Below are 14,036 nucleotides of genomic sequence, written 5' to 3'. Positions count from 1 at the left end.
TAGCGGGGACGCTGCTGTTTGAGCGACGAAAAAAAACACCGGAGGTTGACCCGTCCGGTGTTTGTCTGGCGTGCGATTAATCTCGCGAGGTTAGGCCGCCGGTCTGGCGATCACGCTGCGGGTTTCCATACGCACTTCGGCAATGGTGACCTGCAGGTTATCCCCCTGGCGATAGACGACTTCGCCTTTGATCTGAACCGTGCCGGTCTCCTGGCTGCAGACCATTTCATCACGCACCGCGTGAATAAATGGAGCCGGGATAAAGGCCACTGCGCCGTTGTCCAGCAGGCGTACACGCAGGCCGCCGCGGGTCACGTCGATGATCTCGGCATTGAAGCGCTCATCGGTACCGGCTTTATCTTTCAGGTAGCGAGCGTACAACCAGTCACCCACGTCGCGCTCCGCCATGCGGTTCAGACGACGGCGTTCTGCCAGTTGGACGGTGACTTCATCCTGAGGTTTTTCGGCGGACTGCTCGGCGATAATGGCTTTCAGCAGACGGTGGTTAACCATATCGCCGTATTTACGGATCGGTGAGGTCCAGGTGGCGTAGGCTTCCAGCCCCAGGCCATAATGCGGGCCCGGTGTGGTGCTGATCTCGGCATAAGTTTGGGAACGACGGATGCGGCTGTCGAGGAACTGGGTCGGCTGTGAATCCAGGTGACGGCGCAGTTCGCAGAACCCGTCCAGCGTCAGCAGTTTCTCGGCATCGGCTTCTACGCCGTTGGCCTGCAGCACGGTAACCGCCTGCTCAACCAGCAGCGGATCGAAACCGGTATGCACGTTGTAAATGCCGAAGCCGAGACGGTCGCGCAGCACGATAGCGGCGCAAACGTTGGAAGCAATCATGCACTCTTCAACGATACGGTTGGCCGTGCGGCGCTGCTCGGTGACGATCTCCAGCACTTCGCCTTTTTCGCCCAGAACAAAGCGGTAGTCAGGGCGATCCTTAAATACCAGAGCGTGCTGGTGGCGCCAGGAATTACGCACGTCACACACACGTTTGAGCAGGGTGATTTGCTGTGCAATGTCGTCACTTGGCGGTTGCCAGCCGGCAATGCCTTCCAGCCAGTCGGACACTTCGTCATAAACCAGTTTGGCTTTTGACTCGATCTCGGCGGCGAAGAAGCGAATGTCGTCAGCCAGGGCACCATCGGCACCGATGGTCACGCGGCAGGCCAATACCGGACGGCGTTGGTTCGGGCGCAGTGAACACAGGTTGTCTGACAGATCGCGTGGCAACATAGGGATGTTGAAGCCCGGCAGGTAGTTGGTGAAGGCGCGCTTGCGGGCGATTTCATCCAATGGGCTACCTTGCTCGACGTAGGCGGTCGGATCGGCAATGGCGATGGTCAATTGCAGTGAGCCGTCACCGTTGTCCTGTACGAACAACGCATCGTCCATATCTTCGGTGCTGGCACTGTCAATGGTGACAAAATTCAGCGCAGTCAGGTCTTCACGCGGCAGTGAAGCATCCGGCTCGCTGATGGCGATCATCTCCGGAGCTTCTTTTTCCAGATTATGACGGGCCAGCGTGACCCACCATGGCGCCAGGTGGTCTTCACCATCGGTAATGAATTGGGTCAGATCGGCATTGAAACCGCGGTCGCCTTTCAGCGGGTGGCGACACATTTCTGCCACTGCCCAGTCACCGGCCTGGAAATTGTGGTTCAGGCCACGCACGGGACGACACTGAATCGCGTCTTTCAGCAACGGATGATCGGGCACGATTGACAAGCGGTCATCGCGCTTTTGCACTCGGCCAACAAAGCGCGACAGGAATGGCTCGATCAGAGTTTCCGGCTCGGCGATTTCGCGCTCTTTCTCGGTGTGCAGAGTCGCGCTCACCCGGTCGCCGTGCATGACTTTCTTCATGTACGGTGGCGGAATGAAATAGCTTTTTTGACCGTCTACTTCAAGAAAGCCAAAGCCTTTCTCAGTCCCTTTTACTACGCCTTCAACGCGCGGGGTCTGAGAGTGAAGTTGCTGTTTAAGCTGCGCCAGCAGCGGGTTATCTTGAAACATATCGTCCAGTGAATGGGTTGTGAGTGGCAAGATTTGCGGCTGACAGTTTTACGCGAATCACCCGCTGCGGGCAAGCCTAACGTCACGGTTTTACCGCGTTAGCGCGTGATTATAGGGAATATCCAGTCATCAAAAGTCGCCGGAGAGAAAAGCAGGCCCGTTGGCGATCGAGATATTAGCGCCCGGCGTAAACCGGGCGCAGCAGGTCAGGCGATACGCAGCGTCGGCTGCGCGGCGCAACGGCGTATTTCCACCGGTATCGACTTGGAGGTCGGCGTGCCGGTGCCGTCACCAAAGCTGGCCAGCGGCACCAGCGGGTTGGTCTCGGGATAATAAGCCGCCAGATTGCCGCGCGGGATATCGTAGCTCACCAGTTTGAAACCGCTTACCTTGCGGGTGATGCCGTCATTCCACAGGGTTTCGATCTCCACCAATTCGCCGTCCTGCATATCCAGAACGGCCAGATCTTCCGGGTTAATAAACAGCACTTCTCGTTGACCATACACGCCACGATAGCGGTCATCCAGCCCGTAGATAGTGGTGTTGTACTGATCGTGCGAGCGCAGGGTCTGCAGTGTGAAGGGCGCCTGGCGACCATCCAACTGCGGGAACAGGCTGTCCGGCAACGGGGCAGCCCCGAATTCCGCCTTGCCGCTCGGCGTATTGAACCGCAGTTCGGCGGCAGCATTGCCCAGATAAAAACCACCCGGCTGATCGCAGCGATGGTTAAAATCTTCGAAGCCCGGAATGGTGGCGGCGATATGGTTGCGGATCAATGAATAGTCATCCGCCAACTCCAGCCAGTCGAGCTGTTGGTTGCCCAGCACCGCATCAGCGATACCGCAGACAATGGCGGTTTCCGAGCGTTGGGTTTCCGCCAGCGGCTTGCCGACGCCTTCAGACGCATGCACCATGCTGAAGGAGTCTTCTACCGTGATGTACTGCGGGCCGCTGGCCTGCAAGTCCTGCTCGGTTCGGCCCAACGTTGGCAGGATCAGTGCGTCCTTGCCGGTGACCAGATGGCTACGGTTAAGCTTGGTACTGATATGCACCGTCAGGTCGCAGCAGCGCAGGGCGCGGGCTGTGCGTTCGGTGTCCGGTGCGGCGGCGGCCAGATTACCGCCCAGCGCCAGCAAAACCTTCACTTCACCACGTAGCATGGCCTCAATCGCCTCTACGGTGTTATGGCCCGGTTCGCGTCGCGGCGAAAAGTTAAAATGTTGTTCCAGGCTGTCTAGCAGCGCCTTGGGCGACTTCTCGTCGATCCCCATGGTACGGTTGCCCTGCACGTTGCTGTGGCCGCGTACCGGGCACAGACCGGCGCCCGGTTTGCCTAACTGACCGAACAGCAGTTGCAGGTTGGTGATTTCACGTACCGTCGGCACCGAGTGTTTATGCTGGGTCACACCCATTGCCCAGGTGCAGATCACGCGCTCGGCACCCTGATAAATGGCCGCCGCCTGGCGTAGTTGTGCTTCGCTGAGGCCGGACTGCTGGGTGATTTGCTCCCATGAGGTGGCATCCACCTGGGCCAGATAGCTCTCCACACCGACGCTGTGCTGCTCAATAAAGGCCAGGTCGAACAGGCCCGGCTCACCGGCAACCAAGCGCTGACGGTGGCCTTCAAGCAAAGCTTTCACCATGCCGCGTACCGCGGCCATATCTCCGCCGAGGTTGGGTTGGAAATAGGACGAACTGATCGGTGATGACTTGGGCGTCAGCATCTGAATCGGGCTTTGCGGATCGGCAAAGCGCTCCAGCCCACGTTCGCGCAGGGTGTTAAAACTGACAATGCGCGCCCCACGGCTGGCCGCGTTTTTCAGGCTGTGCAGCATGCGCGGGTGGTTGGTGCCGGGGTTCTGACCAAAGACGAAGATGGCGTCGGCCTTTTCAAAGTCATCCATACGGATGGTGCCTTTACCCACGCCGATACTTTGTTTCAGCCCGACGCCGCTGGCTTCATGGCACATGTTGGAGCAGTCAGGAAAGTTACTGGTACCGAGCATGCGACCAAACAGTTGATACAGGTAGGAGGCTTCGTTACTGGCACGCCCCGAGGTATACAGCTCGATCTGGTTCGGATTATCCATTTGTTTGATGTGGCGGGCAATCAATGCCAGCGCGTCTGGCCAACCGATCGGCTCATAGTGGTCGGTTTCGGCGTTATAGCGCATTGGGTGGGTGAGGCGGCCCTGATACTCAAGAAAGTAATCGCTTTGTTGCTGCAGAGTGCTGACGCTGTGAGCGGCAAAGAATTCCGGTTCGACCGCATTACGCGTCGCTTCCCAACTGACCGCCTTGGCGCCGTTTTCGCAGAAGCTGAAGGTGCTGTGATTATCATCGCCCCAGGCACAGCCCGGGCAGTCGAAGCCGCGGGCCTTATTTACGCGCATCAGGTTACGCAGGTTTTTCAGCGTCTGTTTGCTGTCGAGCACATAGCGAGTGGTGGCTTCGAGTGAACCCCAGCCGCCCGCCGCGCCGGTATAAGGCTTTATTGACGGTTTAAATTTCATTTTGGTCTTCGCAGGTGGTTGTAGCTAAAAGGTGAACGCTTTTTTAAGCGCTTTCAGTGTTTATGTCACAAGTTTAGGAGGGCGCGGCTTCAGCGTCTAATCGAATGGGGCTATGGCGGCATAGAGCCGGTTTATCGCATGCTCGGAGCGGACAAACAAATGGTTGCATAATGACATGTGCTGAAAAAGAGTAATGATTCCGCTTTCGCCACAATTAATGCAGTCTATGCCTCGGATTATATTGGTATTTTACTTTGCCCGCAGGGCCTGAGGAACAGCAATTGAAGCGTTCAGTATTGGCGGTGATAACCGGAATTTTGCTGCCGTTGGCGGTACAGGCGGCAGATGCGCCACTCAACTTTCCCCTTAATACCCCGCCGGCGATAGACGCCGCCTCTTACGTGCTGATGGATTACACCACCGGCCAGGTACTGGCACAGGAAAATGCCGATCAAAGGCGCAATCCGGCCAGCCTGACCAAACTGATGACCGGGTTGGTGATTGATCACGCGCTCGATCAACACAAGATTGGTCTGGATGACGTGGTAACGGTGGGTAAAGATGCCTGGGCGCAGGGCAATCCGGTGTTCAAAGGCTCTTCGTTGATGTTCCTGAAACCCGGTGACAGGGTCACGGTTCGCGATCTCAGCCGCGGCATTATCATTGACTCCGGCAACGACGCCTGCGTAGCCATGGCGGACTACGTGGCGGGCAGTCAGGCCGCATTTGTCAAACTGATGAATGAGAAGAGCGCCCAGCTTGGCCTGCAAAACACCCATTTTGAAACCGTCCACGGTCTGGATGCACCGGGGCAATTCACCACGGCGGGCGATCTGGCGGTGATCTCCCGCGCCATTATTATGAGCGAACCGGCGGAATACCATATGTACAGCGAGAAATCGCTGACCTGGAACGGTATCACCCAGCAGAACCGCAACGGGCTGTTGTGGGACAAAAACCTGCGGGTGGACGGCCTGAAAACCGGCCATACCGAATCCGCCGGTTTTAACATTATTGCCTCTGCCACCGAAGGCGACCGTCGGCTGATTGCCGTAGTGATGGGCGGTAAAAGTCCAAAAGGGCGCGAAGAACAGGCGCGTAAACTGCTGACCTGGGGGCTGCGTGATTTCGTTACCCTACATTTGTTTAGCGCTGGGCAAAGCCTCGGGCAGGAGAAAGTGTGGTACGGCGATCGCCATGAGGTTGCGGTGGGCAGCCAACAGGATCAATATCTCAGCCTGCCGAAAAGCGAAGCGGGCAAGCTGAAGGCGCAATATGTGATCAATACGCCGCGTCTTGATGCTCCGCTGACTCAGGGGCAGTCGGTCGGCGAAATTCGTATCAGTGACAATGGCAAAGTACTGAAAACCTTGCCGCTGGTGGTGTTGCAACCGGTCAATCAGGGCGGCATGTTCTCGCGCCTGATGGACTATATGAAGTTGAAAATCTGACTCTCGGGGCGCAGCGCTCCGCGCCCGAAATCCAGCAGCGATGATATACTCAGGTTAGTCATGACTTGTTGAGCCGTTTTATGGATATTAAGCAACTGATTTACCTGTGTAATCTCGAACGTGAACGTCACTTTGGCCGTGCGGCGCAAGTCAGCTTCGTCAGTCAGCCGACGTTATCCATGCGGCTGAAAAATCTGGAAAAAGAGCTGGGCGTTTCGTTGATCAATCGCGGCAACAATTTCGAAGGCTTCACCGCTGAGGGTGAACGAGTGCTGTCGTGGGCGCGTGAGATTGTCTCGGTTTATCAGGGGCTAAAACTGGAGGTCGAGTCGCTTAAGCACGGCCTTAGCGGCACGCTGCGCATCGGTGCCGTTCCTCAATGCAGCATTTCGCTGGCACAAATGTTAAAGGCGGTCAGCGAGCGTTTCCCGCAGTTGGACTACCGGGTGTCCGTGTTGAGCGCCGATCAGTTGCTGGAGGCGTTGACGGCGCATACCGTGGATATCGGCATCGGCTTCTTTGAGCTTTCCACGTTGCAGGAGCTGCATTTCCAGTCGCAGCCATTGGCGGACGCCGGCGTTGAATTGGTGTTCCACCCTGAGTACTTCCCCGAACTGACAGGGGATACGCCAATGACGTTGGAGGAGGTGGCGGCACTGCCGCTGTGTCTGGCGGAACCGACGCGTTATTTCCGCCGCTACCTTGATCAAAACTTCCGTGAAGCCGGTTTGACGCTGCATGTACGTATGGAAACCACCTCGATATTCCAATTGCTGCAGGGCATTTTTGTTGGCCTGGGCTGCGGATTGTTTCCGCCAGGCAACCTGCTGCCGACCATGATGCCGGAGCTACAACGCAGGCCGGTTACCATCGCAGCCATGTCACGTCACGCCGCAGTGGTCACCGCCGAGCCAGGGCGCGCATCGCCATTGGCGCAGCACTTTTTTGATGCCGCGCGCGGTTGGCTGTTGCGGTAACTATTCCGCCTGGCTTTCGCTGAAGTGCTGTGTGTCACCCAGGGTTTGGCGTAAACGGTTCTCCCAGGCGTAGAGTGCCCCGGTCAGGATCACATCCAGCGCCTGGGCCTGATTCATCCCACTGTTAAACAACGGCTGCACGCTACGTGGAGTGAACTTTTCCGGCGTGCGGGTCAGGTCTGTAGCCACGCGGATCACCGCCTGATAAACCGGGTTATCGGTGCTCTCAAGCCCATGTTCAATATTGCTGAATAGGGCATTGACCAATAAGTCATGCTCAATATCCTGCGCCACGGTGGAGGCACAATAGCGGCTGCCGTTAATGCGCGAAACTGCCAGCGTCGCCAGTGCCTTCAGCCGCGCCGACAGGCCATAGCCGTCGGCGTTGATACTGTTAAATACACCGTTGCGTTCACGTAGCGCGGGGGCATCGTGGGCCAGCAGCAGATAATAAGACTCGCTGCGGGCGTCGGGGTGGCTTTGATCCAGCACGTCAAGTTGTTCAGCGCATGCTTCCTCCAGCACCACCGATGGCAGCCGTGCTTGCCATGCCAATTCTTCCGTCGTGAAGGGCACACTTTCAGCATCCGCTATGTTCGGGAAACCGGGCACCACGCCAGTTGGCCGCCCGGCTAATGCGGCCACGCCGGCCACCACCCGCGCCTGATAGCTGACAAAGCCGATAATCTGCGAAAACGCGACAATATCCGCCGGGCTGAGCCCGACGTCGCTGAGCTGTTGTAAGGCTTTAGGGCAAATCAGGGTCGGCTGACTGGCGAGCTGACGGGCATATTGGGTGATTTGTGCCAGGCGGATGTTACTTTCTCGGGAGGCGTCGGGGCTGTACAGCGGGGCGAGGCGGGCAGCGTAATGGCTACAGAGGGATTGCACGCCGGTCACCTGTGCCACCGTCAGCGCAGTGCTGAGACGGTCGTAAGGTGACAATGTCACTGTTCGCGTTAATTCGACCCGTTCCGGGAACAGTACGTGGTAACTGGCCAGTGAGGCGTTAAATACCCCCGCGCGTGCGGTCAGTGCCGTGTTCAGCGCTTCGTCGGCAAAAGCGCCCAGCCCCAGCAGGAAGCGATCGCGGATACCGGCCGCCTGAGGTTCCAGCGGCTGGTCACCGCGCACGCTGCTTTGGGTTTCGTGATACCACTGGGCATTATGTTGTCGACGTAGTAGTTCCATAGGGGATAGTCCTTAATCAAGCACAACAGCCACCGCTGCAAGAGGCAACGGCGGCAAGATAAAAAGGCAACCTGCCCACAGAGGGGCACGGAATGGCAGGATCAGCGCTGACTGTCGCAACACAGTGCGTGGCCATAAACAGAGAAACCTGCGGCTAAAGCGAGCAAAAACTGCGCGAGTTGGCGATGGCGTGGGCTGTTCATCAGTGCGATATCCTGTCGTTTAAGAAGCTCAACGTAGGGGATATCCTCACCGATTCGATTGACGAGATAAAATAATGTTAAGTGCTAATCAATAACTGAATGGAATAAAATATAATGAGATATAACAAAAATGTAATTTGTATTTGAGGATATTGGCTAAGCCAGTGCCGGGTAGATCAACAAGTCTGTCCGGCATGGCTTAAGCGGACGTCACCCTCTCCAGGGGGAGAGGGCCGGGGTGAGGGGCTCATGCATCTCAGGACCGAAGGATCAGAACCTGCCGCCGTCGCGCCGCCAGGCGTCCGCGGTCAGGGCTTCACCGAAGTGGCTGGCGATCAGGCGTTTGGTCAGTTCGTGAAGAGGAGAAGCCAGTACCTCTGCGGTACTCCCGCGTTCGACGATTTCCCCTTCGTGCATCACCATCACCTGATCGCTGATATGCTTCATCATTCCCAAATGCTGGGTCACGTAGATATAGGAGATGCCGTGTTTCTCCTGCAGCTCCAGCATCAGGTTGATGATCTGCGAGCGCATCGACATATCCAGCGAGGCCAGTGCCTCATCGGCAACGATCACCTTGGGTTGCAGGATCAGCGCACGGGCCAGCGCCACCCGCTGTTTCTGGCCTGAGGCCAGCATGTGCGGGTAATAATTGGCGTGGTCCGGCAACATGCCTACCTGGCGTAGCGTCTGGTTGATGTGCTGCTCGCGCTCCGGGGCGGCCATTTCGGTATTCAGCCGCAGCGGGGCATCCAGCAGTTGGCCAATACGCTGACGAGGATTGAGCGACGTGCTCGGGTCCTGAAATATCATGCGAATGCGCTGGCTACGATAGCGATAGTCACCATAGTCAAGCCGATGATCGTCGATCAGCAGCTCGCCGGATGAAGGCTCCACCATGCCGGACAGCATCTTGGCCAGCGTCGACTTACCGGATCCGTTCTCGCCGATGATGGCCAGCGTTTGCCGTTCGCGCAGGGTAAAACTGACCGATTTCACCGCCTCAACGTGCTGGCGGCGAAACAGCCCGGTACGGTAGCGGTAGGTTTTGCTCAGATTGCGCACTTCCAACAGCGTTTCCATGTTATTGCTCCTCCATGTTCAGCGGGAAGTGGCAGGCGAACAGGTGGTTTTTCACCGGGCGCAGGCGGGGTGTCTCAATGCACTTTTTCTGTGCGTAAGGGCAACGCGGCCCCAGGCGGCAACCGATAGGTAAATGCTCCAGCGACGGAATGGCTCCCGGCAGGGTGTTGAGCCGGCTTTTATGCGGCAAGGCGCGGCCGAAGTCAGGCATTGAGCGGATCAGCGCCTGGGTGTAAGGATGGTGCGGTGCAGCCAGCAGATCTTCGCACTGGGCGCTTTCCACCGTTTGGCCGCAGTACAGCACGTTGACCCGATCCGCCCATTTACTCATCATTTGCAAATCGTGGCTGATCAGCAAAATGGTGGTGTTGTTGTTTTGGTTCAGACGCGCCAGCAGGCGGAAAATCTGCGCCTGAGTGGTCGGTTCCATGGCGTTGGTCGGTTCATCGGCAATCAGCAGGCGCGGCTGATTGGCCAGGGCGATGGCGATCATTACTTTCTGGCATTCGCCGTCGGTCAGCTCATAGGGGAAGCTGCCCATAATGTCCTTGTGATCCTTGATGCCCACGCGGTGTAGTAACTCAATCGCGCGGCGTTTGCGCCAGTTAAAACGTTGCCACCAACGGCCCTTATAGGTCCAGCCAGGGATCGCCTGCGCCAACTGGCGGCCAATGCTTTCGGACGGATCCAGACAAGACTGCGGCTCCTGGAAGATCATCGAAACGTTATGCCCGACCAGTTTGCGCCGTTCACGCGGGGTCAATTGCAGCAGGTCGATATCGTCAAAACGGAAACGGTCGGCGGTAACGCGCCAGTTGTCTTTGGTGACGCCGCAAATTGCCTTGGCAATCAGGCTCTTGCCTGAGCCGGACTCACCCACCAGGCCGCGAACTTCACCTTCGCTCAACGTCATGCTGACGCGGTCAACCGCCTTGACCGGCCCTTCGGCCGTCATAAATTCAATCGTCAGGTTGCGGATATCAAGTAATGGCATTATTCCACCCCCGTATTGATTGCGCGGCGCATACCATCGCCCAACAGGTTAACCAGCAGCACGCTGATCAGGATCGCGGCACCGGGCAGCATCACCGTCCAGGGGGCGACATACACCAGCTCCAGCGAATCGCCGAGCATGGCTCCCCATTCCGGAGACGGGAGTTGTGCACCGAGATCGAGGAAACCGAGTGCGGCAATATCCAGGATCGCCATCGACAGCGCTCGGGTAAATTCAGTCACCAGCACCGCCACAATATTGGGCATCACGGCATACCACAGGATCTGCAGCGTAGAGGCACCGTCGAGACGCACCGCGACTACGTATTCTTTTTCCAGTTCGTCGTGTACTGCGCTGTAGATAGTGCGCACCATGCGTGGCAACAACGCCAGCCAAACGGCCAGCATGGCGTGTTCGAGCTTGGGCCCGAGGAACGCCACCACCACAATCGCCAGCAGCAGCGAAGGGATGGAGAGCAGGGTGTCGAGAATATGATTGAGCACCGCAGAGCGAAAACCACGGGTTACGCCGGCAAATACCCCCAGGATCACCCCGACAACGGATGCGGCCACGGTGACCAGCAGTGCGGCGCCGTAAGTGGCAGCGGTACCGGCCAGCAAACGGCTGAGAATATCGCGGCCGAGGTCGTCAGTGCCCAGGAAGAAGGAAACGTTGCCGTAACGCGACCAGGAGGGTGGCAGCAACTGATAGCCCAGGAACTGTTGATCGAGCGCATAAGGCGCCAGCAGGCTGCCGAACAGGGAAAGCAGCAGCAGCGCTATCACGCCGTAGAAACCAATCATCGCCAGCGCATCACCGTAAAAAATCCGCCAGGTGTAGAGCAGCGGACTCGGCATTTTCTTTTCGCGGTATACGTTATCTAAGGGCATACCATTCCTTATGTTTCAGTGGGTTGGTGGCAGCGCCCAAGATATCGGCCAGCACGTTAATGGTGATCACCAGCGTGCCGACCACCATCACGCCGGCGGAGATCGCCGCGTAATCCTGCTGGCGGATGGCGTTAATCATCCAGCGCCCGAGGCCCGGCCAACTGAACACCACTTCGGTGATCATCGCCAGCGTCAGCATGGTGGAGAACTGCAGGCCCAGTTTGGGCACGATCGGTGGCAGTGCATTGTGCAGCACGTGGCGACGGATAATGGTGAAACGGGAAAGCCCACGGGTCGCGGCGGCCTTAATGTAGTTCTGGTTGAGCACGTCGTCGGTGCTGATACGCATCAGTCGCACCACCTCGGTGGTAGGTGCCACTGCCAGCGCGGCAATCGGCAGGATCATATGGCGTAGCGCGCTGCCAATCATTTCGCTGCGATAGGGCGAATCGGACAGCCAGGCGTCAATCAGGGCAAAGCCGGTGATCGGCTTAACCTGATACAGCAGATCGAAACGGCCGGAAACCGGCAGCCAACCGAGGTGCAGTGAGAAAAACAGCATCAGCAGCAGCGCCAGCCAGAACACCGGCATCGAGAAACCGAGCAGCGCAAAGGTACTGATGGCGGTGTCCTGCCATTTACCGCGCATCACGCCGGCAATAATCCCCAGGGGAATGCCGATAAATAACGCCATGGTGAACGCCAGAATGCACAGCTCCATGGTCGCCGGGAACACTTCACGAAGTTGTTCGCTGATGGCCTGGCCGTTAATGCTGGAAACGCCAAAATCCCAGTGCAACAGGCTGACAAAGTAAAACTGGTAGGCATCCAGCAGGGCGGCGCCGTTCAGCGGAGCGCGCGGTGTGAAATAGCTCAGGCTAAAGCTGACCAGCGTCAGGAAGAACAGCGTGATCAGCAGCAGCAGGCAACGGCGTAAGGTAAAGATAATCACTTTTTCGGCCCCTGGGCAGATTCACGGAACACGCCGGCAAATGACGCATTGCCGAACGGGCTCAGAACCAGTCCCTTGATGTCGTAACGATAGGCCTGCAGGCGCAATGAAGACGCCAGCGGCAACACCGGCAGTTGTTGTTCGAGAATTTTCTGCGCCTTCTGATAGTTTTCGATTCGCTGCGCCAACTGCTGTGACAGCAGGGCATTTTGCAGCACTTCGTCAAACCCCGGGTCACACCAGTGAGCATAGTTGGTTTGTGAGCGGATTGCCGCGCAGCTCAGCAGCGGCCGGAAGAAACTGTCCGGGTCGTTACTGTCGGTGGCCCAACCGGTCAGGGTCAGGTCGTGATTCATCTCCATCAGCCGGGCTTCCTGGAAGCGACCTTCAACCGGAACTATGGTGACTTTGATCCCCACCTGGGCCAAATCGGCCTGGATCAGCTCGGCGGTCTTCAGCGGGCTGGGGTTGTAGGATTGCGACGCGGTAGGCACCCACAGGCGCAGGTTTAGCGACTCAATGCCTGCCTGTTTCAGCATTTCGCGTGATTTGGCCGGGTCAAACTCGGTGACGTGCGCATCATTGTCGTATGCCCACGAAGCGCGCGGCAATATTGAGGCGGCGGTTTCCGCCGTGCCGTAGTAAATCGACTGCATCAGACGCTGGTTATTGATTGCCAGCGAAATTGCCTGACGGACTTTCAAATCGTCAAGCGGCGGTTTGCGGGTGTTGAACGCCAGATAGGCGATGTTCATCCCCGGACGCAGCGTCAGGCGCAGACGCGGATCATCACGCAGAATAGAAAGCTGGCTGGCGGCCGGATAGGCCAGCACATCACACTCGCCGGTCAGCAGCTTCGACAACCGACCGGTGCCGCCAGCACCCAGGTCGATCACCACCTGCGGCATGCGTGGTTTACCTTTCCAATACAGGTCGTTACGAGCCAGACGAATGTATTGCCCGGAGCGATATTCGTTTAACAGGAAGGGCCCGCTACCGACAGGTTCACGGTCGATCATCTCCTGACGGCCTTCACGCGTCAGGTTGTCAGCATATTCCGCCGACAGCACTGGCGCATAGTGGGTCGCGATATGCCACAGGAAGGAGGCGTCCGGCGCTTGCAGACGGATCTCGACCGTGTACTCGTCGAGCTTTTTCACGCTTTGCACCGAGTCGCCAAACTGCAGGCTGTCGAAGTACGGATACTCGCCGCCGTTGACGTCATGGTATGGGTGCTTCTGGTTGAACACGCGCTCAAAGCTGAATACCACGTCGTCGGCGTTCAGTTTACGGGTCGGCGTGAACCAGGCGGTGGTCTGGAAGGGCACATCCTTACGCAGATGGAAACGGTAGGTCGCGCCGTTATCCAGCACCTCCCAGCTTTGCGCCAGTTCGGGGATCAACCGATAAGTATAGGGGTCAACATCCAGCAGACGATCGTACAGCTGTGCGGACAGGGTATCGACCGTCAGGCCGCTGCTGGCCATCTGCGGGTTAAAGGTGTTCAGTATGCCGCTGACACAATAGACAAAGCCGCTTTGGCGGATGTCCGGCAGCGGGGGGGCCGCGGCGGGCGCAGGAGGTGTTGAGGCCAGGGCGGTGCTCGCCAGGCAACTCAGCGACAAAATCCAAAGGGGTAAACCACGCATAGAGGCTTCATGGGTTAATAAGCAATAGCCTTAGTGTATCGCACTCTGACGAACAGCCCAATCCATTGAGCAAAATGGCTGAGTTTTCTGCTACTTGATTGAACAATT

The 14,036-nt window shown here is 57.6% G+C and carries 10 protein-coding genes; 2 read left to right on the top strand and 8 right to left on the bottom strand.

What is annotated here, in order from left to right; translation table 11 throughout:
* Window positions 1-90: 90 nt before the first annotated feature.
* Both SERS4_RS0114185 and SERS4_RS0114180 read right to left on the bottom strand, forming a co-directional pair.
* Window positions 91-2,025: an exoribonuclease II gene (locus SERS4_RS0114185; RefSeq protein ID WP_017893007.1), complete on the bottom strand. Its 1,935-nt coding sequence runs from the start codon at window positions 2,023-2,025 to the stop codon at window positions 91-93.
* A 206-nt stretch (window positions 2,026-2,231) separates the two neighbouring features.
* Window positions 2,232-4,538, bottom strand: coding sequence for an FdhF/YdeP family oxidoreductase (locus tag SERS4_RS0114180; protein WP_017893006.1), 2,307 nt, complete (start codon window positions 4,536-4,538; stop codon window positions 2,232-2,234).
* 281 nt (window positions 4,539-4,819) lie between these two features.
* On the opposite strand from SERS4_RS0114180, the gene dacD reads away from it, so the two are divergent.
* Window positions 4,820-5,989: a serine-type D-Ala-D-Ala carboxypeptidase DacD gene (gene dacD / locus SERS4_RS0114175; protein ID WP_017893005.1), complete on the top strand. Its 1,170-nt coding sequence runs from the start codon at window positions 4,820-4,822 to the stop codon at window positions 5,987-5,989.
* An 80-nt stretch (window positions 5,990-6,069) separates the two neighbouring features.
* On the top strand, window positions 6,070-6,966 hold the full coding sequence (locus SERS4_RS0114170) for a LysR family transcriptional regulator (protein WP_012145363.1): 897 nt from the start codon (window positions 6,070-6,072) through the stop codon (window positions 6,964-6,966).
* Here the strand turns inward: SERS4_RS0114170 and SERS4_RS0114165 are convergent, their stop codons facing one another.
* The 6 genes from SERS4_RS0114165 to sapA form a co-directional block, all read right to left on the bottom strand.
* A complete protein-coding gene (locus SERS4_RS0114165) occupies window positions 6,967-8,157 on the bottom strand; it encodes a peroxidase-related enzyme (protein ID WP_017893004.1) in 1,191 nt (396 codons plus the stop codon).
* Between the two features lie 473 nt (window positions 8,158-8,630).
* The gene (gene sapF, locus SERS4_RS0114160) at window positions 8,631-9,443 is read right to left on the bottom strand and encodes a putrescine export ABC transporter ATP-binding protein SapF (RefSeq protein WP_012145361.1); all 813 of its coding nucleotides are present in this window, start codon (window positions 9,441-9,443) and stop codon (window positions 8,631-8,633) included.
* A gap of 1 nt (window position 9,444) precedes the next feature.
* The gene (gene sapD / locus SERS4_RS0114155; protein ID WP_012145360.1) at window positions 9,445-10,437 is read right to left on the bottom strand and encodes a putrescine export ABC transporter ATP-binding protein SapD; all 993 of its coding nucleotides are present in this window, start codon (window positions 10,435-10,437) and stop codon (window positions 9,445-9,447) included.
* Window positions 10,437-11,327, bottom strand: a complete 891-nt coding sequence (sapC, locus tag SERS4_RS0114150; RefSeq protein ID WP_012145359.1) for a putrescine export ABC transporter permease SapC — start codon at window positions 11,325-11,327, stop codon at window positions 10,437-10,439. Before sapC ends, sapD begins: the two co-directional genes overlap by 1 nt.
* The gene (gene sapB, locus SERS4_RS0114145; protein ID WP_012145358.1) at window positions 11,314-12,279 is read right to left on the bottom strand and encodes a putrescine export ABC transporter permease SapB; all 966 of its coding nucleotides are present in this window, start codon (window positions 12,277-12,279) and stop codon (window positions 11,314-11,316) included. Before sapB ends, sapC begins: the two co-directional genes overlap by 14 nt.
* The gene (sapA, locus tag SERS4_RS0114140) at window positions 12,276-13,928 is read right to left on the bottom strand and encodes an ABC transporter substrate-binding protein SapA (RefSeq protein WP_017893003.1); all 1,653 of its coding nucleotides are present in this window, start codon (window positions 13,926-13,928) and stop codon (window positions 12,276-12,278) included. Before sapA ends, sapB begins: the two co-directional genes overlap by 4 nt.
* Window positions 13,929-14,036 lie beyond the last annotated feature (108 nt).

The sequence above is a fragment of the Serratia sp. S4 genome, from assembly GCF_000347995.1.
In the GTDB taxonomy this organism is placed as follows: Bacteria; Pseudomonadota; Gammaproteobacteria; order Enterobacterales; family Enterobacteriaceae; genus Serratia; species Serratia quinivorans.
This window is presented reverse-complemented; position numbering and strand designations above follow the sequence as displayed.